Source organism: Catenovulum sp. 2E275 (assembly GCF_025515275.1).
Taxonomy (GTDB): Bacteria; Pseudomonadota; Gammaproteobacteria; order Enterobacterales; family Alteromonadaceae; genus Catenovulum.
Window position 1 is genome coordinate 1 of the sequence record NZ_JAOPFU010000032.1, and the last position, 25,571, is coordinate 25,571.

At 38.0% G+C, this 25,571-nt stretch carries 25 protein-coding genes, 1 tRNA gene and 1 pseudogene; 12 read left to right on the plus strand and 15 right to left on the minus strand.

What is annotated here, in order from left to right:
* The 3 genes from N7931_RS13845 to N7931_RS13855 form a co-directional block, all read right to left on the minus strand.
* On the minus strand, positions 1-94 hold a 94-nt coding region (locus N7931_RS13845), incomplete at its 3' end, for a sugar phosphate nucleotidyltransferase (protein ID WP_262794928.1).
* A gap of 278 nt (positions 95-372) precedes the next feature.
* A complete protein-coding gene (locus N7931_RS13850) occupies positions 373-3,474 on the minus strand; it encodes an efflux RND transporter permease subunit (protein ID WP_262794873.1) in 3,102 nt (1,033 codons plus the stop codon).
* Positions 3,471-4,646: an efflux RND transporter periplasmic adaptor subunit gene (locus tag N7931_RS13855; protein ID WP_262794874.1), complete on the minus strand. Its 1,176-nt coding sequence runs from the start codon at positions 4,644-4,646 to the stop codon at positions 3,471-3,473. The genes N7931_RS13850 and N7931_RS13855 overlap by 4 nt, the downstream gene beginning before the upstream one ends.
* Before the next feature lie 452 nt (positions 4,647-5,098).
* Between N7931_RS13855 and N7931_RS13860 the strand changes: the two genes are divergently transcribed.
* From N7931_RS13860 to N7931_RS13875, 4 genes are all read left to right on the plus strand, one after another.
* On the plus strand, positions 5,099-5,416 hold the full coding sequence (locus N7931_RS13860; protein WP_262794875.1) for an isoamylase early set domain-containing protein: 318 nt from the start codon (positions 5,099-5,101) through the stop codon (positions 5,414-5,416).
* A gap of 263 nt (positions 5,417-5,679) precedes the next feature.
* Positions 5,680-6,645, plus strand: coding sequence for a cysteine synthase A (cysK, locus tag N7931_RS13865; RefSeq protein WP_262794876.1), 966 nt, complete (start codon positions 5,680-5,682; stop codon positions 6,643-6,645).
* Positions 6,646-6,891: 246 nt separating this feature from the next.
* Positions 6,892-7,338 (plus strand): hypothetical protein, encoded by a 447-nt coding sequence (locus tag N7931_RS13870; protein ID WP_262794877.1) that lies wholly within the window; start codon positions 6,892-6,894, stop codon positions 7,336-7,338.
* 14 nt (positions 7,339-7,352) lie between these two features.
* The gene (locus tag N7931_RS13875; protein WP_262794878.1) at positions 7,353-8,270 is read left to right on the plus strand and encodes a hypothetical protein; all 918 of its coding nucleotides are present in this window, start codon (positions 7,353-7,355) and stop codon (positions 8,268-8,270) included.
* Here the strand turns inward: N7931_RS13875 and ggt are convergent.
* The gene (gene ggt, locus N7931_RS13880; RefSeq protein ID WP_262794879.1) at positions 8,264-10,015 is read right to left on the minus strand and encodes a gamma-glutamyltransferase; all 1,752 of its coding nucleotides are present in this window, start codon (positions 10,013-10,015) and stop codon (positions 8,264-8,266) included. The genes N7931_RS13875 and ggt overlap by 7 nt on opposite strands.
* A gap of 81 nt (positions 10,016-10,096) precedes the next feature.
* Between ggt and rrtA the strand changes: the two genes are divergently transcribed.
* The gene (rrtA, locus tag N7931_RS13885; protein WP_262794880.1) at positions 10,097-10,717 is read left to right on the plus strand and encodes a rhombosortase; all 621 of its coding nucleotides are present in this window, start codon (positions 10,097-10,099) and stop codon (positions 10,715-10,717) included.
* Here the strand turns inward: rrtA and N7931_RS19620 are convergent.
* A pseudogene (locus N7931_RS19620) lies at positions 10,710-11,564 on the minus strand (TyrR/PhhR family helix-turn-helix DNA-binding protein); the annotation flags it as partial. The gene rrtA and the pseudogene N7931_RS19620 sit on opposite strands and share 8 nt — an antisense overlap.
* 718 nt (positions 11,565-12,282) lie before the next feature.
* Here N7931_RS19620 and N7931_RS13895 point away from each other — a divergent pair.
* Positions 12,283-12,786: a primosomal replication protein gene (locus N7931_RS13895; RefSeq protein ID WP_262794883.1), complete on the plus strand. Its 504-nt coding sequence runs from the start codon at positions 12,283-12,285 to the stop codon at positions 12,784-12,786.
* A gap of 128 nt (positions 12,787-12,914) precedes the next feature.
* Positions 12,915-13,247: an outer membrane protein assembly factor BamE gene (locus N7931_RS13900; RefSeq protein ID WP_262794884.1), complete on the plus strand. Its 333-nt coding sequence runs from the start codon at positions 12,915-12,917 to the stop codon at positions 13,245-13,247.
* Positions 13,248-13,363: 116 nt separating this feature from the next.
* Here N7931_RS13900 and N7931_RS13905 read toward each other — a convergent pair whose 3' ends face one another.
* The 3 genes from N7931_RS13905 to N7931_RS13915 all read right to left on the minus strand — a co-directional run bounded on the left by N7931_RS13905 (position 13,364) and on the right by N7931_RS13915 (position 15,814).
* Complete coding sequence (locus N7931_RS13905) at positions 13,364-14,929, minus strand: SulP family inorganic anion transporter (RefSeq protein WP_262794886.1); 1,566 nt, start codon at positions 14,927-14,929, stop codon at positions 13,364-13,366.
* 65 nt (positions 14,930-14,994) lie between these two features.
* Positions 14,995-15,321, minus strand: coding sequence for an RnfH family protein (locus N7931_RS13910; RefSeq protein ID WP_262794929.1), 327 nt, complete (start codon positions 15,319-15,321; stop codon positions 14,995-14,997).
* 61 nt (positions 15,322-15,382) lie between these two features.
* Positions 15,383-15,814, minus strand: coding sequence for a type II toxin-antitoxin system RatA family toxin (locus N7931_RS13915; protein ID WP_262794887.1), 432 nt, complete (start codon positions 15,812-15,814; stop codon positions 15,383-15,385).
* Positions 15,815-16,074: 260 nt separating this feature from the next.
* Here N7931_RS13915 and smpB point away from each other — a divergent pair, with 260 nt between their 5' ends.
* On the plus strand, positions 16,075-16,560 hold the full coding sequence (gene smpB, locus N7931_RS13920) for an SsrA-binding protein SmpB (RefSeq protein ID WP_262794889.1): 486 nt from the start codon (positions 16,075-16,077) through the stop codon (positions 16,558-16,560).
* Between the two features lie 82 nt (positions 16,561-16,642).
* On the opposite strand, the gene N7931_RS13925 is transcribed toward smpB, so the two are convergent.
* The 7 genes from N7931_RS13925 to pspA all read right to left on the minus strand — a co-directional run bounded on the left by N7931_RS13925 (position 16,643) and on the right by pspA (position 20,811).
* On the minus strand, positions 16,643-17,158 hold the full coding sequence (locus N7931_RS13925) for a YgjV family protein (RefSeq protein WP_262794890.1): 516 nt from the start codon (positions 17,156-17,158) through the stop codon (positions 16,643-16,645).
* A 253-nt stretch (positions 17,159-17,411) separates the two neighbouring features.
* Positions 17,412-17,502, minus strand: a tRNA-Ser gene (locus N7931_RS13930).
* Positions 17,503-17,671: 169 nt separating this feature from the next.
* Entirely contained in the window at positions 17,672-18,736 is a 1,065-nt protein-coding gene (nadA, locus tag N7931_RS13935) for a quinolinate synthase NadA (RefSeq protein ID WP_262794891.1), read from the minus strand.
* 112 nt (positions 18,737-18,848) lie between these two features.
* Complete coding sequence (locus N7931_RS13940; RefSeq protein WP_262794930.1) at positions 18,849-19,190, minus strand: 4a-hydroxytetrahydrobiopterin dehydratase; 342 nt, start codon at positions 19,188-19,190, stop codon at positions 18,849-18,851.
* Between the two features lie 281 nt (positions 19,191-19,471).
* Positions 19,472-19,894 carry an envelope stress response membrane protein PspC gene (pspC, locus tag N7931_RS13945; RefSeq protein WP_262794892.1) on the minus strand — a complete coding sequence of 141 codons (423 nt, stop codon included), beginning with the start codon at positions 19,892-19,894 and terminating at the stop codon, positions 19,472-19,474.
* Positions 19,887-20,126: an envelope stress response membrane protein PspB gene (pspB, locus tag N7931_RS13950; protein ID WP_262794893.1), complete on the minus strand. Its 240-nt coding sequence runs from the start codon at positions 20,124-20,126 to the stop codon at positions 19,887-19,889. Before pspB ends, pspC begins: the two co-directional genes overlap by 8 nt.
* 10 nt (positions 20,127-20,136) lie before the next feature.
* The gene (gene pspA / locus N7931_RS13955) at positions 20,137-20,811 is read right to left on the minus strand and encodes a phage shock protein PspA (protein WP_262794894.1); all 675 of its coding nucleotides are present in this window, start codon (positions 20,809-20,811) and stop codon (positions 20,137-20,139) included.
* A gap of 172 nt (positions 20,812-20,983) precedes the next feature.
* On the opposite strand from pspA, the gene pspF reads away from it, so the two are divergent.
* The 4 genes from pspF to N7931_RS13975 are packed head-to-tail and all read left to right on the plus strand — an operon-like array spanning position 20,984 to position 25,562.
* Positions 20,984-22,027: a phage shock protein operon transcriptional activator gene (gene pspF, locus N7931_RS13960; RefSeq protein ID WP_262794896.1), complete on the plus strand. Its 1,044-nt coding sequence runs from the start codon at positions 20,984-20,986 to the stop codon at positions 22,025-22,027.
* A complete protein-coding gene (locus N7931_RS13965) occupies positions 22,020-23,654 on the plus strand; it encodes an ABC transporter substrate-binding protein (protein ID WP_262794897.1) in 1,635 nt (544 codons plus the stop codon). The genes pspF and N7931_RS13965 overlap by 8 nt, the downstream gene beginning before the upstream one ends.
* A complete protein-coding gene (locus tag N7931_RS13970) occupies positions 23,654-24,685 on the plus strand; it encodes an ABC transporter permease subunit (protein WP_262794899.1) in 1,032 nt (343 codons plus the stop codon). The genes N7931_RS13965 and N7931_RS13970 overlap by 1 nt, the downstream gene beginning before the upstream one ends.
* A complete protein-coding gene (locus N7931_RS13975; protein ID WP_262794900.1) occupies positions 24,672-25,562 on the plus strand; it encodes an ABC transporter permease subunit in 891 nt (296 codons plus the stop codon). The genes N7931_RS13970 and N7931_RS13975 overlap by 14 nt, the downstream gene beginning before the upstream one ends.
* Positions 25,563-25,571: the final 9 nt, after the last annotated feature.

Consider the following 25,571-nt stretch of genomic DNA (forward strand, 5'->3'; position numbering starts at 1 on the left):
TGGTAAGTGCTAAGTACTGCTTTGGGTATGCCGAACGTGATAATGGCCATAAACGCGAACCTGAGCCGCCGGCCATAATTACAGGTATAAACATAGGTAGGGTTCCTTGTCGTTATTTTTAGTTTCAACGGTGAAATGCTACCATCAAATTATTTTTCAGGTAAGCAATTTACCTGAAATTACACATTCCAATGTTGTTTATTGTTGTCCAAGTCAAATTTTAAATATCTAAACTGGTGAATAATTTAATATTTTTAAATTGCATTAAGGTTACATCCGGTAAGAAGATCTGAAACAAGTAGTGTGATTATGTATAAAATTTAAAGCAAAAGACATGCCGCTTGATAATTCAAGCGGCATGTCTAATTTAGATTAACTGAAAATTCGTGCTTTAATTTTGCCAAGATCTGACAGTAATAAATACAGTGATGGCACTAAAATTAAAGTAATAACAGTTGAGAATAAAATACCAAATGCCAGCGATATCGCCATTGGGATCACAATTTGAGCCTGCAAACTGGTTTCCAGCACAATAGGAACTAAACCAAAAAAGGTCGTTAACGAGGTGAGCATAATCGCCCTAAAACGCTCTGTTCCAGCCTGAACAACCGCATCTTTAATTGCTAAACCTCTTTCCCGAGCGCGATTGACAAAATCGACCATAATTAAAGAGTCATTCACCACAACCCCTGCCAACGCGATAATCCCGAACATAGATAAAATACTCATTGCCAGACCAAAAATCACATGGCCAATAACTGCACCGACAATCCCAAATGGAATGACAGACATAATAATAATCGGCTGAGAATAGGATTTAAGTGGAATTGCCATTAACGCGTAAATCACAACCAAGGCAAATAAAAAGCCAATGGCGAGACTCAACATAGCATCCTGTTCTTCTTTTGATGCGCCGGTTAATTCAAAAGAAACTTGCGGATATTTTGCCAATATATTGGGGATCACATCGGTAATTATCTCACCAGCAATTTTACCCGGCTCAGCCACCGCTTTATCTGCTTTTGCTGTGACACTAATTGAACGCTCGTAATCAATGCGTTGAATGGTTGCATAACCTTCGCCAATTTCATATTCAGCAACAGAAGAAAAAGGCACTTGAGCACCGTCTGGTGTTCTTATCCACATTTTTTCTAAGTTATCAATCGACTGACGCTCGTTAATTGGGTAACGCACCATTACTTTAATTTCTTCTTCATTGCGCTGAATACGCTGCGCTTCTGCACCATAAAAGGCCAAGCGAACCTGCTGCGCTAAATCAATTAAAGTTAATCCCTGAGCTTCGGCTTCCGGTTTAATTTTTAATTTAATTTCGTCTTTACCACCGCTAAAAGAGTCGTCTACATCATAAACGCCCTGATAGCCTTTTAATATTTCTTTTAACTCGCTGGAAGCAGCATCAATTTGCGCTAAATTATCGCTTCTAAATAAAAAGGCTAAATCAGCACCCGCGCCACCTTGAATTGAACCAGAAAAACTCACGGAGCGCACTCCCGGCATTTCACCAAACGCATCACGCCAACGGTTAGCCGCTTCAAAACCATTAATCGGGCGGTTTTCATCTTTAGATAATTCAGCCCAAATCATGCCTGCGGTTTGTCCTGAGTTAAACGCAACCGAGTTGCCTAAAAGTGCAAAGCCAGTTTCATCCGTTAAATCCTGATCAACCTGATATAACGCACTTTCTAATTTACTTAATACCCGATTTGTTTGCTCCGCGGGTGTTCCGTCTTCCATCGTTAATGAAACTTGAACATAATCACTTGGTAAATTAGGAAAAAAGACAAACCGAACTAAACCAGAGCCAATTAAGCCAATCACCAAAATTAATACTGCAATAAAACTGGCCATTGTGGTGTATCTGTAACTTAAACAAAGCTGTAAAAACGGTTTGTATTTATTATGAATAAAACCATTTAATTTAGCGTCAACTTTACTTCTAAACCTAGGAAGCCACATGCTTTCGGTTTTTTCTGTTACTTTTATCCCAACTAAATGAGACGGTAAAATCCATTTCGATTCAATCAGTGAAAAAACCAAACATAACATAACAACCACACCGATTGATGCCCAAATAGGTGATGACGGTCCTGACACCATTAACATAGGCACAAATGCAACTATGGTTGTTAATACCCCAAAAGTGGCAGGCATCGCCACTTTTTGGGCACCGCGAATAACCGTTTCAACTGAACTACCATGCGCGGTGGTAGTAGCATGGACACTTTCGCCGATAATAATCGCATCATCCACCACAATTCCCAGCACTAAAATAAAAGCAAATAAGCTAATCATGTTAATGCTTACACCAGTCAGCGGCATCAGCGCGAGCGCCCCTAAAAAGCTAACAAATAAGCCAACAATAACCCAAATAGCTAATCTGAAACGCAAAAACAAAGACAAAATCACAAATACTAATAAGGCACCCATCACCATATTATTGAGCATTAAATCAAGTCGTCCTTGCAGGTAATAAGAGCTATCACCCCACATTTTTAATTTCACGACAGATGGTAAATCTTTTTGTTTATTTTCGATAAACTGCTTAACCGTTTGAGCGATATGTAAATCGTTTTGCTCACCGACGGATTTAACTTGAATCCCAACGCTATCAAGCTGATTAAAATGAGAGTATCTATCGTACTCAACAAATCCGTCCCGAATATTAGCGATATCACCAAGTAATAAACGGCTACCATCTGGATTTGTTTTTAATACTAAATCGTAAAATTCATCAGCATAATAAGCTTGACCAGTTGTTCTCAGTAAAATATCACCACTTTCGGTTTTGATTGAACCACCCGGTAAATTAATTGAGCTACTTCTGATTTTTTCGGCAACATACTGCAAGCTAATTTCATGCTCTCGTAATACATTTTCCGGCACTTCAATTGATATTTCATAACCACGAGCGCCAATCACTTCGGCCGCACTGACTCCGGGCAATAATACAATTTCATCTCGAATAGACTTGGCATACTCTTTCATGGTGCGTTCAGACATATCGCCATAAACCTGCACCCAAAGTACCGCCTCTTCGGGTTTCACTCGGTATACCACCGGCTTTTCGGTATTTTCCGGCAAACTCGGGATCGCATCGACCTGAACTTTCACTTCATTCATTAGCTCAAGTACATCATACCCATCCATCACTTCAATTGTGACAGAAGCAACCCCTTCATTAGCGTTCGAGGTAATTTTTTTAATGCCCTCTAATCTTTTAACCGCTTCTTCAACCTTTAAAACAACACCTTCTTCAACTTCTTCTGGTGCGGCACCCAAATAAGGAATTTGAATAGAAATGGTATCTAAGGTAATGGTTGGAAATGACTGTTTTCTAATGGTAAAAATGGAGTAAATACCAGCCAAAATAATCAGTAGCATCATTAAATTAGCGGCAACCGGATTACGCGTAAACCAAGCAATAATCCCTTGTTGAGTTTGAGCCGTAGTCATTTTAACGCCTCACTCTGAGCGGTATTTTTTGACTCAGTTCTTACCTTCATTCCCTCAACCGGATTACTCAACGCAGACACCACCAGCTTGTCTCCATTTTTAATGCCGCTGGTAATATAAATATAATCCTGTTCACGGCGAATAATCTCAGGGTTAACCAAGCTAATGCTCATATCGTCGTTTAAAACAATAAGTTGCTGATCAACCGTTAATAAATTACGCTGCACCTGCACAACATCGCCAGCCTGTTTACCAAAAACCTGTGCTTCAACAAATTGCCCAAAATGCAAAGGTGATTGATGGGTATTAGATAAATTGTAAGGGTCTTGCACCTGAGCAACTACATAGATCATCCGGCTGCTATTATCAATAACCCCTTCGCTACGCGCTAAACTGGCTGACCATTGATAAGTTTTATTAGCGATTCGGCTGGTTAACCTGACCTCTGCTGGTGCAGTTTGCACCGAGTTTTGGCGTAAATCTAAATACTCACTATCTTCCAAACTAACCGGTAAACGAATTTCTGCTACCTGAGTGGCATAAACTAACCCAACCGATGTACCAGAAGCCAAAAATTGCCCTAACTGCGCATTGCGACTAACAACCATACCATCATAAGGGGCTTTAATTAATGTACGCTCTAAATTACGTTTAGCTTGTTCAAGCTGGGCTTTAGCTGATTCAACATTCGCTTTTTCAGTTTCTAATTGAGGAATGCGCAGCGCTAAATCAGTTGCTTGATCAGCTAACTGTTCCCATTCATGTTTAGCTACTTCGCCGCGTGCTTTTTCTTCTTTTAATGCGGCTTCTGCTTTTGCTAGTGCCGCTTCTGCCGACTTAACCTGAGTTTGATAATCTGAGGCTTCAAGCTTAACCAACACTTCCCCTTTTTTAAAAAATCCACCTTCAATAAACCCACTGGCTAATTCAACCACTTTGCCAGAAACTTGAGAGGTTAATTGGGTTTGATATAACGGCGTAACCAGCCCTTGAGAGCGAACCTTAAATTGCCAGTTTTGAGAGTTAACTGAAATCACATCTACCAGAGGCGCTTTAGTTTCCAGTGGTTTTTGTTCAACTGGTTGTTTTAAACCAACCAGCATAAAAAATACGATAAAAGCCAGTACAAGAATTACAACTGGCAATAAAAATTTAAGCCTTTTTTTAGTCATTTTACCTAAATCCATCTTTTTATTAGTTTGTATTTAACTTAAATATCCACTGTACAATCACTAAAAATAGTCAAGCTAAATAATACAAAAAGGATTTTAAGCTATATTTATCTAGGTGCAATTAATAGTTGCAATAATATTTCCCGAACTAAATAACAATCAAGGCTCCATATCTACTAAAATACGTTTAAATTGTTATACTAGCCTTAACTATTAGAAGTAATGAAAAAATATGGAAATAATTATTAATTACTTTAAAAAATTATTTTTAAATGTTTCGTCATAAAAATTTAGCTTTGGTACATTATTTGTATTGTTTTGAATTAAAACTATTTGAGTTTAATAACTAACCTAGCCTGAACATACAGGGTAAGTTTTAAGAAAACTTAAATTAAAATATCACAGCTATCGTTTAAAATTTGTTTATCAACTTTCAACTTAAGGGATAAAGTATGAGCCTGAAAAAGCAATACCTTAAATCTAAACCTGTCTGTAAAGTCACTTTTCGTCTAACTGCAGAGCAAGCTCAGCAGGCGGATGAAGTTTATTTGGTTGGGGATTTTAATAAATGGGATCATGTATCCCACCCAATGAAAAAACTAAAAAACGGAGATTTTACATTAAATCTCGACTTAACATCTGGTGAAGCTTATCAATTTAAATATCTATTAAATGGTGAGACTTGGGAGAATGATTGGGACGCAGATAATTACCTTCCTTCACCTGTCGGCGGTACGGATAATTCGGTAGTTAACTGCAGCGGTGCTTAACTAACTAAGATCAGCCATTGACTCAATGAGGATAAACTAAATAAAGTTTATCCTCATTGTTATTAATTTTATAATAAAATAATATCCTTATTGACTAACGCCATTCCATCCCCATATATGCTTTTATTAAGCTGTTTGATTCATGTTATTTGGTTTGAAGCAAATAGCTATTAGTTATAACAAAAAAGCACTTCTGTTTAACTTATAAGCGTATAAGCTAATAATGATTCACTTATACCTTCTTATAATAATAAGGAATGAATATGAACATTTTTGACGATAATTCACTTTCAATTGGCAAAACTCCACTAGTCAAACTCAACCGTGTTACATCAGGTAATGTTTTTGCAAAAGTGGAATCACGTAATCCTAGCTTTAGTGTTAAATGCCGTATTGGTGCAAACATGATTTGGGATGCCGAGAAAAAAGGCATTTTAGCGCCGGGTAAAGAAATTGTAGAGCCAACCAGTGGTAATACTGGTATTGCGCTTGCGTTTGTGGCGGCATCTCGTGGCTACAAATTAACATTAACTATGCCTGCAACTATGAGTTTAGAGCGTCGTAAACTATTAAAAGCACTAGGTGCCAACATAGTATTAACCGAAGGCCCTAAAGGCATGAAAGGTGCGGTAGCAAAAGCTGAAGAAATTCGTGATGCTAACCCTGAAAAATACGTATTACTTCAACAATTTGAAAACCCAGCTAACCCTGAAATTCATGAGCAAACTACAGGCCCTGAAATTTGGGAAGATACAGACGGTCAAGTTGACATTTTTGTTGCTGGTGTTGGTACAGGCGGCACAATTACAGGTGTATCTCGTTATATCAAACAGCAAAAAGGTAAAGCGATTCAATCGATTGCTGTTGAGCCAACTGATTCTCCAGTTATTGCTCAAGCATTAGCTGGCCAGGAGCTTACTCCGGGTCCACACAAAATTCAGGGTATTGGTGCTGGTTTTATTCCGGGCAACCTTGATTTATCAATTATTGATGGTGTTGAAGCTGTATCGAACGAAGATGCTATGGCAATGGCTCACCGCTTAATGAAAGAAGAAGGCATTTTAGCTGGTATTTCTTCTGGTGCGGCAGTGGTTGCAGCTAATCGATTAGCAGAAAAACCAGAAAACAAAGATAAAAATATTGTTGTGATTTTACCTAGCTCTGCTGAGCGCTATTTAAGTAGCCCATTATTTGCTGAAGTATTCAGCGAAGCTGAGCTAGTTCAATAATTATAATTAATGGTAGCAGACCTTATCTGCTACCTTCCTCTGCGCTCTTATCTCCCTCCCAAAAAAATCTCTTCATAACTTTCCTTAACAATAACAGATAGTTATACGCCAACAATTTTTATCAGCAACTCAAATTAATTTTTTATATTCTAACTCCTATTCAGCCAAAACGTGTTAGACTCTGCATAGCCCTATTAAAAACGGCTAACAAAAAATTAAATCATTGATTTATAAAGACTATTAATTATGTTAAATGTAAACTTATCAATTAAAATTGCATTTATTACTGCTATACTAGCTTTACTGCAAGCATGTGATAACAATAAGCTAACTGTACAACAACCAGGTGAAGTCGCTATTGAGTTTTTTGATGCGATTTACAACCAACAGGATTTAAATGCTGCTGTAAAATTAACCACCCCACAATATAGCAGAATATTAAAAAGCTATTACACTGTAGAAAGAGTTCAAAAAGTTTTATTCAATCGCCGCTATGATAAAGTTGAAATAGAAGAAGATACTAATATCACAGGTTTATCCTTTACTGATACAAATGCCGATAAAGCTTATGTAACTTTAATGTTTGATGGCTTGTATAATGGTGAAAGATTCCGTGACTTAAAAAAAATTGTTATGGTAAAGCAACAAGGAAAGTGGCGAGTAGATAAATTAAAAGCAGATGTTTATCGCTAAAAAGGCTAAATCACATGGGCGTGTTTGTAAAAAAAATAACTATCTTTTTTATACTATTGACTTGGGACTTAACAGTATTTGCTAAAGAGAATTTTACTTATTTAGCCCCCAACGGAATAAATGATACTCGCCATGTGTATGCTAAAGAATTGCTTGCACTTGCTTTAAAACTTACCGAAAGTGAGTATGGTGAATTTGAACTCTCACCCAGTACACCTAATATTGACTTAAAACAATCAGAAAACCTCGCAATAAAAGGTGAGTTTAAAAATTTCTTTTTTAAACTGTCTTATAACGATGAACTTGCAAACTCATTATTGGCTATACCAATCCCCTTAGAACGAGGCATCGTGGGTTATAGAATTTCTTTTATTTCATCCAAAACCCCTGATATTTTAAAATATGCTTCGAGTATACAAGACTTTAGAACCAAGACCGTTGTTCAAGGAATTGGTTGGCTCGATTCAAATATTTTAAGCACTAATGGATTATCTGTTTTCTCAATATCAAGCTACGACAAAATGTTCGATATGGTTGCAAATCAAAGGGTAGAATTACTATTTAGAGGTGTTAATGAGTGGTTAAATGAGTTTAATATTTTTAAGTCTATTTACCCAGAACTGACCTATGATAAACATATAGCGCTACATTACCCATTACCCAGGTTTTTTTTCACTAGCAAAGACAATAAACTAAATGCAGAAAGAGTTAAAAAAGGATTATTACTGGCAATGGAAAATGGCAGCTTTCAACGACTCTGGCTTCAACATTATGCCAGTAGTGTCAAAGCCAGCCGTTTAAGCCAGCGCCATATTATTGAGCTTGAAAACCCTTATATAAAAGCGCTGCCGTCAGACTATCAAAAATACAATATCAGTATGCAAGAGCTTAAACAAATAGAGCAAGCTAACTATTCACCCCCTCCTCAATAGCCTAATGCAATACCTTCACGCCTTGGATCGGCTGCGCCTTGCCAGCCTTGCTGAGTTTTCCAAATAGCATGCAAACCGCTGTTTAATTCACGAATATTGACTTTATGCCCTAACTTTTCAAATTGAGTTTGATACTCAGCTATATTTGTTCCAGCTTCTAATGAGGTTTCCCCATTTAAGTTAGTTATTTTGGGTAAATCAATTGCAGCCTGAATCGTTAACTGCCAATCCAGCTTAGCAATCAAGGTTTGTGCAACATAATTAATAATTCGTGACCCACCCGGCGAACCTAATACCCCAACTAACTGGCCGTTTTTAAATACCATAGTAGGCGACATTGAACTGCGGGGGCGCTTATTCGGCTCAACTCGATTAACCACTAACTGCCCATTTTGTTTTGGCGAAAATGAAAAATCAGTTAGCTGATTATTTAATAAAAACCCCTCAACCATGACAGTTGAGCCAAACGCCATTTCAATACTGGTTGTCATCGACACAGCATTGCCCCACTTATCAACAATGCTAATGTGTGAAGTATTGGGTTGAGTTAAACTTGCCCCCTCATCTATTTTTGTTTGCCTAATTTCACCTGCTTTAGCTACGCCCAAATCTGTATTTAGTTGAATTAATTCGCTTCTTTTATTCAAATAATCTGGCTTTAATAACTGATTTAAAGGCACAGAGGTAAAGTCTGAATCAGCCAAATACCTATTTCGATCAGCAAACGCAAGTTTAGATGCCTGACTAAATAAATGTAACGCAGTTGCCGAGTTAGCAGGATATTGGGCTAACTTAAACGGCTCCAGCAATTGTAAAATTTGTAGCACGGTAAAACCGCCAGAACTCGGCGGACCAAAACCACAAACCTGATAGTCATGATAATCACCGCACAAAGGCGCTCTTAATTTAGGCTGATAATTTTTTAGATCACTCTGCGAAAGCTGACCCGGAGCAATGTCACTGGTTTGAACCGCTTTAACTATTTTTTGAGCTAAATCGCCCTGATAAAAATATTGGCTACCTTGTTTTGCAATTTGTTTAAACTGCTCAGCCAATGCCGGGTTTCGTTTTAAATCACCGGCTTTAAGCGGTTGATTAGCTGGGTAAAAATAACTTTTAGCAGGCTCTAATTTTGCCAGTCCGGGGTTAATATTTAATTCAACCAATTTAGCTAATCTGGGCGATACAATAAAACCTTGCTCGCTTAACTCAATGGCTTGTTCAAATAAACTTTGCCAACTTAATTTACCCCATTTTTGTTGCCCTAACTCAAGTGCCGCTAGCACTCCGGGCACCCCAACAGAGCGACCGCCAACAACCGCTTGATGCCAGCTAATTGGTTTACCATTTTCAAAAAATAAATGCTCATTTGCCGCAGACGGTGCAGCTTCCCGCCCATCCAACGTGAATAACTTTTGAGCTTTTTGATCCCAATATAAAATAAAAGCACCTCCGCCAATGCCGGAAGACTGAGGCTCAACTAAAGTTAAAACAGCTTGAATAGCCACCGCAGCATCCATTGCTGTTCCACCTTGTTTTAAAACCGATAACCCCACTTTTGTAGCATAAGGATTAGCCGAGCTAACCATCGCCTGTTTAGCGGTTACTAAAGCATGAGCCTGAAAACCTGTAGCCGCTTCAGGGTCTCTGGCTTCTCGCTGTGTAAACGACTCAGCACTGATAGGCTGGGAAAATAAACTCACCAAAGAGACAAATAAAATACAAAAACGAGTTAGCTTAAACATAATCACTTTCTTCCTAAAAAATAAAACAGCGTCAGTTGGTATATAAAAATATTGAGCCTTAAGTTTTAATAACGCTATACTGTGTTTTTAATCATTCTTAACCTTTATATGCCACTACCTTTATTGTCAGATTTAGCTTGGCGAAAACTGCCTTTAATACTCGGTTTTATTTTAATCTTTTTTATTTTTCAAACACTACAAAACCAAGTTGATATTTTTTCTCTGCATCTGACTCATTTTCAGTTAAATCAAAGCTGGCGCATTATTAGCGGTCATTTAGTGCATAGTAATTTTCTGCACTTTATCTTAAATAGCGCAGGATTTTTAGCCCTTTGGGCATTGCACGGTCATTTTTATCAGCCGGTTAAATTAATTCAATTAGTATTGTTAAGCTGTTTATTTATCTCTGCTTGGTTATTTTTCTTTTCAGACATTGATATTTATTATGGCTTTTCAGGCATTTTACATACGCTGGTTTGTTGGGGTGCATTAAAAGACATTCAGGCAAAAGATAAAACCGGATATTTGTTATTGCTCGCTTTAGCTGCAAAAGTATTTTACGAACAAAGTTTTGGTGCCAGTGAATCAACCGAAGCATTAATTGGGGTAGCAGTGGCGACTCAAGCACACTTAGCCGGAGCCATATTTGGAGCTATTTATTTTTATATCGGCCAATTTAACCAATGCAAAAAAATCACTTAATGACTTTCACTGTATGTTTATTAATGCCGTAATCTCTTAGTTTATTCGCAATGGCAGTATGGCTTAATCCTAACTTTTGGGCTAATTGACGGGTACTTGGATAATGCGGATATAACTGACGCAACAGCGCATTTTCAAAACGTTTTACTGCATCATCTAAACTACCGGATAAATCCGTGGATAAATTGTAAGCTTGCTCTTGTGCTTGCGGCAACTCAAAATCATCAACCGTTAATTTATCCTGATTATTGGTCAATAAAGCCTGATTAATTACACTTTCTAACTGACTCAGGTTGCCCATCCACTGCTGGTTGGCTAACTGCGTTAATACGGCTTTATCAATTTGCACATGCGGGCGTTCAAATTTATTGCAGGCCTTACGAGCCAATAACTCGGTTAACTGTGCTAGATCAGCTTCTCGCTCTCTTAACGGCGGAACATGCAAGCACAATTGATTAATCGCCTGATATAGGTTTTCGTCAAATACCCCTTCATTTACTAAATACATTAAACTTTTTTGGGTCGTTGCCAATATCCGGCAAGTTAGCTGAGTTTGTTTTAAGCAAGTTAATAACTGAGCTTGAGAGTCAGCTAGCAGTTTATCTATATGGCGAAATATTACAGAGCCAACTATTTTATCCTGCTCTATTTGCGCTAACTGTAATTTCAGTTCATCGGCGGATAACCCAATACAATCAATGGTATGCACAACTTTAGTCGAGTGTGCACTTAAATAATGGCATAAGCTGGCAAAATAATGTTTACCCGTACCGGCTTCGCCTTCAAAAACAACCGTAAGCTCTGTGCGAGCCAGTTTTTTTAAATCGCGCACTAATTTTTTACTGCCCGATGCATGAGCCACAGTTTGATTTAAAATAAAAGCCTGTTGATTCGCTAACGGATAATGAGCATGGCTGGGTTTAATTCTAATTAAAGCACCGGTAAAAACCATATTATTTTGCTCTGACGGTAACCATAAAGGATGCAACTCAACCTGCACAGTTTGCTGCTCAATTTCGCCAACTTGCAATAATTGCTCTTTACTTTTAGTATCTAACCATCTTTGAATGTTAATGCCTTTAATCCACTGCGTAATCAGGCCATAATCTTTTTTACTCTGATTATTTAATAAACTCATAGCAGCGCGGTTAAGGTTTAAGACTTTACCTTTTTCATCTACAGAGATAATCGCTTCCAGTTCACTTTTTAAAGCGGCTTGATATTCATAATGCTGACGCTCAAAAGGCATAAAATTAATTGTTTTAACATCTTTTACGCCATTAATTAATCGTATCTCTGGCATTAAGTGCTGAAATTCGGCAAATTCAATGCTAGGAAAATGCAAATAAATTTTTTCAGCATGAACTTCTATACCTTGTAAATCAATTTGATGTCGCACCAAAATCTCAAGTATGTCTTGAGTGATGCCAAGCCGATTTTCACAACTGATTTCAAGCCTCATCGAATTTGCACCTTAAATAAAAACTAGATTTATAATTAACTAAAGCTTAGCCTAACAGAATAAAATGCGCTACGCGCAAAATGTGATTGATTAAGAGAATAAAATGACGTTACAGCAACAAGTTGAGCAAACCTTGAGCAAACTCACAGAAAGGCTCAAACAAAATCCGGATCAGGAAAAACTGGTCAGCATTTTACAATCTCATACCAGTTTTATTTGTCAGGCCGAAACGTTAGACGATTATTTGGAAGAAACCAAACGCTTAATTGATTTAGCATTTAACAAAACCACCCAGAATGATGAAAGATTAGCTGATCGCTTAAATGACCAATTAGAATTATTGGCTAAACTGGCGCTTAACCAAAAGTTGATTGATATAAATGCAGCAACTGAATACAAAAGCCGAGTAGGCAAAATGCACCAAACTTTGGCTCAATATCGTCAATATCTGGCGCAATTTGATGACCAAATTAGACTCAACCCAAACTTACCCGCCGAACATTCTATTTTTAAACGTCGTGAACGTTGCCTTTCAGCCATTCTTCAACTGGAAGAGAAAATCAGTAAAATAGAACAAAAAGGTTATGGCACAAATCGTTTTATTTAAGCGGTATGATAAATAATCTTAAAACCATCTGAACCTTTTGTCTGTTCGTAAATCAAGATATACTGCGACACAACAAACTATGCCTGCTTATGATTCAGGTATTAAGTAACAATATAAAAGAGCATTAAATGAAATCGATGATAACTTTAGCACTGGCTTTAGCATTAGCTAGCTGCGCTTATAAAATTGATGTCCGCCAAGGCAACTACATAGAAAAAAAAGACGTTGATAAACTCAGACAAAATATGACCAAAGAACAGGTTGCTTATGTACTAGGCAAACCGATTATTGAAGACGCATTTAATCAAAGCACTTGGTATTACTTATATAATGTTGAATATGGCGATGGTCGCCCAGACAGACGCATTGAGTTAACGCTACAATTTGAAAATAATCAGCTTAAAGATATGCAAGGCACCATAGATAAACCAGAAGACTTTGAAAAATCACTGGATTTATAAAACAATACGCTAACATCAAATTAGAAGCTAAATTAAAAAAGCCGCATTTAAGATAAATTTAAATGCGGCTTTTTATTATTTATTGATAACTTCTGCCATATATTTGATGAGCAGGCTTAACCCAACTCATCAGAAGCTACATGATAGTCAGGGTCTTCAAGAATATTCACTTCACATAAACTCCCTGCCCGTTTAAGTAACTGGCGACATTCTGGACTTAAATGACGTAAATGTAATTTTTTACCTTGAGCTTCATATTTTTCAGCTAAACCGTCCAGCGCTTCAATACCGGAGTGATCGCTTACTCGCGAACGTTTAAACTCAATAACCACATGCTCGGGATCGGTTTCTGGTGAGAATAAACCTTTAAAATTGGCAACCGATGCAAAAAACAACGGCCCGCGTAAGTCATATACCTTGTAACCTTGAGCATCAATATAAGTATCGGCCTGAATATGTTTTGCATGTTTCCATGCAAATACTAAAGCAGAAACAATCACCCCGATAATGACCGCGATTGCTAAATCAAAAGCAACGGTAATGCCCGAAACTAATACAATAATAAAAGCATCTGCAACCGGGATTTTTGGCATAATTCTAAACGATGACCATTCAAATGTGCCAAGCACCACCATAAACATAATACCGACTAAAGCGGCTAACGGGATCATTTCAATCAGACCTGAAGCAAATAAAATAAACCCTAATAAAACTAATGCTGCGGTAATTCCAGATAAACGGCCACGACCGCCAGAGTTAATATTGATCATACTTTGGCCAATCATTGCACAGCCACCCATACCACCAAAAAAGCCATTGGTCGTATTCGCAATACCCTGACCAATACACTCGCGGTTTCCTCGACCACGAGTCCCTGTAATTTCATCAATTAAAGATAAGGTTAATAAAGATTCAATTAAACCAACCGAGGCAATAATCAGTGCAGTAGGAAAAATAATATAAAGCGTTTCAAGCGTAAGCGGCACCATAGGAATTGCAAAACTAGGTAATTCACCTTTTAATGATGCGGTAGCTGCTTCTTCCGGCGGTAACATATCACGAACAAAATCAATAACGGTTCTGGCTTCTAAATCCAGCCCAATCACAATTAAAGTAACCGTAATAATTGCAACTAATCCAGACGGCACAGCTGTGGTAATTTTGGGTAAAAAGTGAGTAATCGCCATAGTTAATGCCACTAAACCCAGCATAATCCACAAGCTTTCACCTTGTAACCATTGCCACTGACCAATATCATCTAAAAACTTAAACTGTCCCATTTGCGCCAGAAAAATAACAATGGCTAAACCATTAACAAACCCCAGCATAACTGGATGCGGCACCATCCGAATGAATTTACCCAACTTAAATATGCCGGCTAAAATTTGTAAGACCCCAGCCAAAATAACGGCTGCAAATAAATATTGCACGCCATACAAAGCAACCAAAGATACCATTACAACCGCAGTTGCACCGGTTGCGCCTGAAATCATGCCAGGGCGACCACCAAAAACCGAGGTTAATAATCCCATCATAAATGCAGCATATAAACCAATCATAGGTTCAACGCCTGCAACAAATGCAAAAGCAACGGCTTCTGGTACCAAAGCTAAAGCAACTGTGATACCAGACAATACGTCGTTTTTGACATTGTATTTTTCATTATTAATTAAACTAAACATTTAACGCTCTTGTGTATATTTATTGTAAGTGTGATTCTTTAATATGTATAAATGAAATATGAAACTTAGGCTTTACCACCTGTGACTTTATTTGCCCGCCCTTCTTCTTTAGCTTTTTCTGCCCGACGACGTCGCACATCTTTAGGATCAGCAATTAAAGGCCGGTAAATTTCAATTCTATCACCATCATTTACTTCATCGGTTAATTTACGGGTACGGCTCCATATCCCAACTTTATTCACCGATAAATCAATATCTGAATGTTTTTGTAAAATTCCGGATTGCTCGATACAAGTTTGAATATCAGTACCTTGAGCAACATGCACTGTCAACAAGCTTTGTTCTTGTGGCAGAGCATAAGTGACTTCAATTTTTAATAAATTATCGTTCATCATTTTCTTATCAATTTATTCCGGATCTGGACTTTGTATCTCAAACCAGTTAAGCCTAAATTTAGGCGTAAACCTCTTTAGCTCTTTGAGTAAAAGCTTTAACCATATTATTTGCCATATGATTAAAAATAGAGCCAAATGCAACTTCAATTATTTTGGACGAAAACTCAAAATCTAAATCTAATACCACTTTGCAGGCTTCATCATCCAACGGGATAAATTGCCACAAACCAACCAATTTTTTAAACGGGCCATCAATTAAATTAATTTCAACACTTTGCCCGTCTTGCATTTTATTGTGAGTGGTAAACCACTTGCCAATACTCGCCTTGCCAATCTGAACAGACGCTTTTAATTCTGTTGATGTTTTACTGATCACATCCACTGCCATACAATCCGGCACAAATTGCGGATATGCAGCAACATCATTAACCAAATCATACATTTGCTTGGCACTGTACATCACCAAAGCATGCCGATGAACTTTTGGCATGGATAACTCCCTGAACTAAACGAGGGCGGAATACTAGCATAAAATGCGTTATAACGCAGTTTTTGCACACACAAATTAGAATTAACCAAGACAAAACTGGCAGCTGCCAGACTAACTCAGTATAATCGCCCTTTAGAGTGTAAAATTACAACGAATCTGCCTGATAAAATAAATCATGGCTCGTATTCCAAGCATCCATTTGTTTAACCCGTACAAATGACAAGCTTGCGGCAGTAAATTTAAGGTTAACAAATAGTTATATGGCAAAATCAAAAAAAAGCAGTGGCAACAACAGCAACTTGATTGCCCAAAATAAAAAAGCACGACACGAATTTTTTTTAGAAGATAAATTTGAAGCCGGTATGGAGCTTCAAGGCTGGGAAGTAAAAAGCATCCGTGAAGGCAAAGTTAATATCTCTGAATGTTATGTCATTATTCAAAATAATGAAGCATATTTAGTTGGCAGCCGGATTACCCCGCTCAATTCAGCATCAACCCACGTTATTGCCGATCCGGTAAGGCCACGCAAATTATTATTAAGCCGACGAGAAATTGATAAATTGATTGGCGCGCGTGATCGTGAAGGTTTTTCAATTGTTGCTTCCAGAATGTACTGGAAACGCTGCTGGGTAAAATTAGAAATCCATCTGGCAAAAGGTAAAAAGTCGCACGATAAACGTGACGATATAAAAGATAAAGACTGGGCTCGCCAAAAAGAGCGAATGATGAAAACCAGTTTGCGTTAAACGGCTTGAATTGGTGTATTGTTAAACCCAATACCAAATAAAAAATACAAAGCTTGCGGCAAACTTTACCGCAAGCGACTCATTAAGCTAATGCCAGTTTAATGCTGCCAGTTTCACGGTATAAACGGTAAATTGTTGTTAAATTCATCACAATCACCGCCGACTCCAGCATAACGCCACCAATTGAGCCCACAATAATATTATTGGTTAACCACAAGCAAGATCCCGCCAATAAACATAAGCGCATTTTCACACCGGTTAAACAAAATAAAGCATAAGTACCACAGCAAGCGCCTAAAATCGCAATTAAATCTGTCCACTGAGTTGCCATTAAATAGCCCATAACTGCAGTCACCGACATAAAACCAAAGGCAACCCATTTAGATTGTATTTTGATTGAAGTAGCCGTACGCGCAGCTGAAAACAAACAGCAAATAGCAGATGTACTCGCCCCTAATAAAAAGAAATGCAGCGCATGATTTAAATTAAAAAGCAGCATTACCGACTTTAAACGTAAATCATTTTTTTGAAAAAAACTGGTCAGTGCTAATACCACACTAAACAAACCAACTGCTTGAGCAATCATTAAAGTAGTCATGAAACAAATACCACAGAATCACAAATAAAATTAAAAAAGTGAGATAAGCCGGATTAACGAATGTCGATGGCTTATTGATTTAAACACAATGTTTGATGTGGTTAATTATAACACAGGCAAGTAACGAGGTTAATATTTAAGGTGTTGTTTTTAAAGGGTTTATTTGTTAATTATTTTAAAATAGATCAGTAAAATGAAATAATTTGAAAGCCAGTTGAAAATAAAATGATCAAAGCAGAAACGAAGAAGTAAATGGCGGTGAGAGAGGGGTTCGAACCCTCGATACGCTATTAACGTATACACACTTTCCAGGCGTGCGCCTTCAGCCGCTCAGCCATCTCACCGGAATAGAATTGTTAAGCGGCCGAATAATAGGTAAATCAAACCCATTTAGCAAGACTAAAAGCAAACAAATTAGCAAAAGACAATTCAACTGCTGTTTTTTTAAACATAAAAAAGGCGCTATAGAAAGCGCCTTTAAAATAGTTTATTTATTTCACTTTGGCTGTAAAGTTAAGCATTACCTTTAACTTTCATTTTTAACTCAGCGGCAAAGTTAAGCATTCTATCTAATGGAATTAAAGCTTTTTCACGCAGAGCATCATCAACAAAAATTTCATGCTCAGATAAATCATCTGCAATTAATGCATTTTCAATTGCAACCAAACCATTCATTGCCATCCACGGACAATGCGCACAGCTTTTACAAGTTGCGCCATTACCGCCAGTTGGCGCTTCAATAAAGGTTTTTTCTGGCGCTAATTGCTGCATTTTATAAAAAATACCTTTGTCAGTCGCCACGATAAACATCTCGTTTTCCATTTCCTGACTGGCTTTAATTAGCTGGCTGGTTGAACCAACCGCATCTGCTAACTCAATAACCGACTGGGGTGATTCAGGGTGCACCAACACTGCCGCTTGCGGGTACATGGATTTTAAATCGTGTAAATGTTTAGCCTTAAATTCATCATGAACAATACAGGCACCATTCCATTTAAGCATTTCTGCGCCGGTTTGCTTTTCAATATAAGCACCTAAATGCTTATCAGGTCCCCAAATAATTTTGTGACCTTCGCTGTCTAAATGCTCAACAATTTCAAGTGCGATAGAGGAGGTAACGACCCAATCGGCACGCGCTTTTACCGCTGCCGATGTATTAGCATAAACCACAACAGTATGATCCGGGTGAGCATCACAAAACTCGGTAAATTCTTTTTCAGGGCAACCGAGATCGAGCGAGCAAGTTGCTTCTAGCGTTGGCATGTAAACCCGTTTTTCCGGGCTTAAAATTTTAGCGGTTTCACCCATAAACTTAACACCGGCAACAATTAGAGTTTTAGCCGGGTGGTCACGACCAAAACGTGCCATCTCTAATGAATCAGATACACAGCCGCCAGTTTCTTCAGCTAACGCTTGAATTTCTGGATCAGTGTAATAATGTGCGACTAAAACCGCATCTTTCTCTTCAAGCAGTTTTTTAATTCGTGCTTTATACTGAGCTTTTTGCTCAGAGGTTAACGGAGCCGGTTTAGCCGGAAAGTTAAATTCGTACTCAGCATGAGTTTGCAATTGCGCCATTTGTTTCACTATATATCAGTTAAGCAAGTTTGTGGGGCGAATTATACGCAATAACCGGCTTTAAAGTACAGTTTCAAAGCATAGCTTGATAACAAATCTAAATTAAAAAAATTTAATTTAGCGAAAGCTCGTCGGTTTGGGCTGCGCAAATAAAATCGTTTTTATGTAATCCTTTAATTTTATGTGTCCACCAGCAAACACTAACTTTTCCCCATTCGGTAGTAATAGCCGGATGATGCGCATTTGCTTCGGCCAGCGTGCCAATATGATTGGTAAAGGCTAATGCTTCGACAAAATTTTTAAATTGATAGGTTTTATGCAATTGTTCAATGCCATTCACTGTCACAATCTGCCAGTTATCGAGTTGATTTAACCATTGCTGTTTTTCGGTCTTGCTGGCTAAAGGCGCATCTTTACGACACGCCTCGCAGCTTTGTTGACTAAGCGACATAATAAACCTCCATAAGCTAATCTGCGATTTGGGTTATTTAACCTCAACTCGGGTTAAGGTGTATTTTAACCAATTGAATTATTTAGCTTTATAACGCTACTCTATTTCTAACGAGAATTTTTTTGCGCGGACAAGGCAAATTCACACGTCAATAGCTAGCCTCGGCTTTAGTTCCGACGTCGCTCTACCTCCCCCATCCATGGGGTCGTATTGCAAGTGAATTTAACGTAGTCCCCGTGAAAAAAGGCCGTTTGAAATATATTCATTAATCCGAGCTGAGGTTATTATAGCTTATTAATTTCACGCTCAACTTTAAAACGTTCTGAGGTAACATGCTTCTCCATTTGTTGGATACGCTGCTCCAAGGTTTGATAAGCATGAGCAATCGTTTGTAGCGCTTGTTTTGGCGGCTGCCCTGCCCGCCACGTATTTTCTTTTATGTCGAAATGATAGGTTTCACCACTATAAGTTGAATTAATATCTTGCTGATAAGCGGATGTTTTATCATCCCTTTCTAAAATTAACCAAGCGGCTAAATACACAAATAAAGTTAATCCACCAGCAAAAAATAATGAGCCAAAAACGATAATCCGTACCACCCAAGTTTCCAGCGAAAAATGACGGGCAACACCGGCACATACCCCAGCGATACGCGCATTAGCGGTATCGCGCTTTAGCCTTTTATTGGTCTGATTAGAGTTAGTCATGTTTTTCTCTCCAGCTTGGTGATTCTGCATCCAGAATTTTTTCTAACGATTTGATGCGCTGCGACATTTGTTCAGCTTTGTCGGCAAGCTGCATCATTTGCGACCTTTCGTCATCGGTTAACCCTTGTTTAACCTGACGTTTGCTGCGGTAGCTTAAAATCAACCAAATCGGCGCAACAAACACCATAAACAAAATGAGCGGGGTAATAATGAGTGCAACAATGGCAGTCATTGTTTATCTCCTATTCAGCTTTATTGTTAGTTGCGTTTAATTTTGCTTTCATTCTGGCAATTTCAGCGTCAATTTCGTCTTGAGCAATTAACTCATCAAACTCATTTTTTAAGTTTTTATGCTGCATATCGTAGCTTTCAACCTGAGATTCCAACTCATCAATTTTTCGCTCATAAGCATCAAACTTATTTAATGTATCAACCACTTTATTATTGTCTAACTGACGCTTTACCGATAAACGAGATGAAACCGTATTTTGTTTTAATAATAAAGTTTGCTGGCGAGCTTTTGCATCAGTTAATTTATTTTGTAACTGAGTGATTTCAGACTGTAACTTATCTAATTGAACATCTAGGTTAGCCAGTTCATTTTTAATTGATTGCGCAACTTCGGCTAAACGATTTTTTTCAATTAACGCACCACGTGCTAAATCTTCACGGTTTTTATTTAAAGCCAGTTCAGCTTTTTGCTGCCAGTCTTGCTCCTGCTCGGCGATTCGCTCCAGTTGACGGGTTAAATCTTTACGCTCGGCTAAGGTTTTAGCTGAGTTTGAGCGCACTTCAACCAAAGTATCTTCCATTTCCTGAATAATTAATCGCACCATTTTTGCCGGGTCTTCCGCTTTATCTAACAGTGCATTGATATTAGAGTTAATAATGTCGTTAAAACGTGAAAAAATGCCCATAAGTCACCTCATTAAAAATTAAACTTTATCCTATATAACTAATGTCAATAGATAGCGATATTTATGCCAAATCTTCAACTTATTGATTTTAAATATAAAAAATAAAATTCGCTTTTTTAAACGATAACAAACATAATAAATAAAACTATTTATTGGTTTAAAAAATCACTTTATGGCTAATTTAACCAAACCAACTCAATTAATCGGACAATCCAGTTATTTTGCAAATATGCTGGAGCAAATTTCTTTATTAGCACCTTTAAATAAACCTGTGCTAGTGATAGGTGAAAGAGGAACCGGTAAGGAGTTGGTTGCAGAGCGGTTACATTATTTATCCAGCAGATGGCATGCCCCTTTAATTAAATTGAATTGTGCTGCAATTAACGATAACTTGCTGGAAAGTGAATTATTTGGTCACGAAATCGGCTCATTTAGCGGAGCGAGTAAAAAGCATATTGGCCGGTTTGCACGGGCTGAAAATGGCAGCTTATTTTTAGATGAACTCGCCAATACGTCTAATCTGGTACAAGAAAAATTATTAAGAGTGGTTGAATACGGCGAATACGAAACGGTTGGCGGGCAAAAAACACTTAACTCTGATGTACGTTTAATTGCCGCCACTAATGAAGATTTGCCACAATTAGTTGAGCAAAAGCGCTTTAGAGCCGATTTATTAGACCGACTGGCGTTTGATGTAGTAACCATTCCACCATTAAGATACAGGCAAGAAGATATTTTATTACTCGCCGAACATTTTGCGATTCGCATGGCGACAGAGTTAAACCTTGAATATTTTGCCGGATTTACTGATGAAGCCAAAGAAACCTTATTAAGTTATCAATGGCCGGGTAATGTACGTGAGCTAAAAAATGTAATTGAACGCAGTTTGTATCGCCAAACAGATTTAGCCGAAGCGCTAGATAACGTTATATTTGACCCTTTTGATTCGCCATTTAGACCTGTAAAACCCAGCCAAATCACTGAAAAATCAACACCAACTCAAATTAATGATTTAAATTCTTTTAATCAAGCGTACAATTGGCCTATCGACTTTGCTCAATTATCAGCAAAGCATGAAATTGACATGATTAAAGCAGCATTAAAACAAAGCAAATTTAACCAAAAGCAAGCTGCTCAGTTATTAAATGTCAGTTATCATCAATTACGTGGTTACTTAAAGAAGTATAAATTACTGGACTCGCTTAAGCATGATTAAGCTGGATATAAAACATTGTTGGCTCATTAGCGTTAGTTTATTTTATTTAACAGGGTGTGATTTAGCCGGACTGGCAAGCAAACCCAAACCCGATCCGCGTTTACAGGATGGTTTAGTGTATTGCTCTGAGGGTAATCCTGAAAACTTTAATCCGCAAACTACAACCTCGTCGATTACGCTTGATGCCAGTGCCAGACAAGTTTATGACCGGCTCATCAATTACAACTCAACTACACAAGAATTTGAGCCTGGGCTAGCAACCAGTTGGCAAACCAGTGACGATGGCTTAACCGTTGATTTGTTTTTACGCCAAGACGTTGCTTTTCATCACACTAGCTATTTTAAACCAACCCGCAGTTTTAATGCCGATGATGTAATTTTTAGCTTTAACCGCTGGCGATTAAAATCACACCCTTTTCATGATGTAGCACCAGATTACCCTTTTGTACAAACTCAGCAGCTTAATTTGCTAATTGACGATATAACCGCGCTATCACCCTATCATGTTCAAATTAAATTGGTTCAGCCAAGCAGCTCTTTTATTACTCAATTAACCACTGATTATATGGTGATTTTATCTGCTGAGTATGGCCATTACCTTAATTTAGTCGATAAAAAAGAACAAATTGATGTATTACCGGTTGGTACTGGGCCGTTTTATTTTGCTCAATATATTCCTGATGAATATATTCGCTTTAAAGCTCACCCTAATTATTGGGATGGTAAAAGCAAACTGGATCAGCTTATTTTTGATATAACCCCCAAAAGCTCAACCCGACTGGCTAAACTGGTTACTGGTGAGTGTGACGTAATTGCTTATCCTATTGCCAGTGAAATGGAAATTTTGCAGGATAAAGCAGGTATAACGCTGCAAAGCCGCAATGCAGAAAACATTGCATTTTGGGCGTTTAATACCTTAAAGCCGCCGTTTGACAAACCAGAAGTGCGCCGCGCATTAACCAGAGCAATTGATTTACAAACCATTTTAAAAACCGTTTATTATGGTATGGCTTTTCCGGCAAAATCGGTGATCCCGCCAAGTTCATGGGGATTTAACCCCAATTTAACCCTCTATGATTACAACCCAGAGCTAGCTAAAAAAGAGCTTGAAGCCGCCGGAATAAAAGCAGGATTTGAAATGGAAATTTGGGCACCTCATATCGAGCGTGCTTATAATCCTAATTCACTCAAAATGGCTGAATTAATCAAAGCCAATTTAGCGGCTGTCGGGATTAGAGTGAATATTGTAGATTATGAGTGGACAACGTTACGCAAAAAGCTAGCGGCTAAAGAACATGATTCAGTCTTAATTGGCTGGAGTGCTGATATTCCGGATCCAGATAACTACCTGCGCCCAATTTTAAGTTGTACCTCGGCTATTTTAGGTAATAACCGTGCTGGCTGGTGTAATCCTGAGTTTGATACCTTATTGATTAAAGCTCAGTTAAGTGAAAACAGAGAAACCCGTAAAGACTTATATTTTCAGGCTCAAAGCATTTTAAATCAACAAGTTCCAATTGTTCCAATTGCCCACTCTATGAGTTTTTTAGCCAAACAAGATAACGTGTTTAAAGTTAACTTTTCAGCATTTTCGGCGATTTCGTTCAGAGAAACGGAGAAACTCTAATGTTTATTTATTTAATTCGCCGCCTTAACTTGTTAATAACCACTTTGTTTGTAATCAGCATTATTTCTTTTTCGTTAGGCCATTTGTTTCCGGGCGATCCTGTCATTAATTTTTCAGGACACCCAAGTTTAACCTATTCAGAATATCAAACAATTAGTCAGCAACTAGCGCTGGATAAATCGTATTTTGAGCAATATTTGGTTTATTTAACTCGCATTTTTCACGGTGATTTTGGCGTCTCTTTTGGCTCTCAAAAACCAATAGTGGATGATTTTTTCCGAGTATTGCCAGCTTCCATCGAACTTAGTTTTTATGCTTTAGTGGTTACTTTAGTCATTAGTTTACCTTTAGGGCTATGGGCCGGAATAAAAAATAATACCTTAATTGACCGCGTTATTTTTTCAATTGCCACGGTATTTAATTCGATTCCAATTTTTTGGGTGGGGTTACTATTTATTTTAATCTTCACCTTAAATACGGGCTGGTTACCGATGTCTGGCCGTTTAAATTTATTGTATGAAGTGCCAACTATTACCGGCTTTTTATTATTGGATATAGGTTTATCTGAGTTACCAAATAAAGGCTATGTGTATCTTGATGCCCTACACCATTTAATTTTACCTACCATAACTTTAGCCGTTTTACCTGTTACTTTGGTAATTGGTATGATGCGAAGCTCGGTCATTCATGTAATGGGCTTACCTTATATAAAAGCTGCCCAAACTAAAGGATTAAGTAGCTGGCAATTGATTAGCCGCCATGTTTTTCGCAATGCACTATTACCTATCATTCCGCAATTTGGCTTGTTATTTAATACCTTGGTAACCAGCACTATGATTACTGAGGTCATTTTTTCATGGCCGGGCATCGGTCACTGGATTATTGAAGCCATTTATCAGCGCGATTTTCCAGCTATCCAAGCCGCTTTATTTATTGTTGCATCTATGATGATCAGTATTAATGTTTTACTTGAAATTGCACACATGCTAGTTAACCCTCTGATGAGAAAAGAATTTAATGCCACAAAGTGATATTTACAACGAAATTGAATATCCAGGCCCGTACAAACAAGCTTGGCTCAAGTTTAAACAAAACCATGTCTCTTGGGTTTGTTTTTGTATTGTTGTGTTTTTTATATTTGTGGCGTTAATTGGCCCTTTTATCAGTCCTTATTCACCTTATTATCAAGATACTAACTATGTATTATTGCCACCATCGTGGCAGACTGCCGGTAATGTTCACTTTTTATTAGGAACAGATGATCTCGGGCGAGATGTCTTTTCCCGCTTAATTCATGGCACCAGTTTAACCTTTGGGATTAGCCTGTTAGTTGCATTTGGCGCTATGATTATAGGCGTTAGCTTAGGCGCGTTGGCTGGGATGAGTAAAGGGGTTCGCTCTAGTATTTTTAATCACCTGTTAGATGCGATTTTATCTATTCCATCATTATTATTAGCCGTGGTGATTGTCGCCATTTTAGGCCCGGGGTTAGATAACACGGTTTGGGCGGTAATGCTGGTGCTAATTCCTCAATTTGTACACCGTACTCAAATAGTGATTCGGGATGAATTAAAAAAAGAATATATCATTGCCGCCCGGTTAGATGGTGCAAGTGAGTTCCATATTCTTAAAAACTCGATTTTTCCAAATATTATTGAGTCCATTATTTTGCAATATAGTTTGGCGGTATCTGCGGCTATGTTAGATATTGCCGCATTAGGCTTTTTAGGGTTAGGTGCACAGCATGGTTCACCTGAATGGGGCGCCATGCTGGCCGATAGTATAGATTTAATTTACCGCGCCTCTTGGCTTGCTATTTTACCCGGTATCACTATGTTTTTATGTTTATTATCGGTTAATACTGTCGGCCACGGCTTACGTAATGCGTTAAAACAACGCAGCGAATAAGGAGTGAAA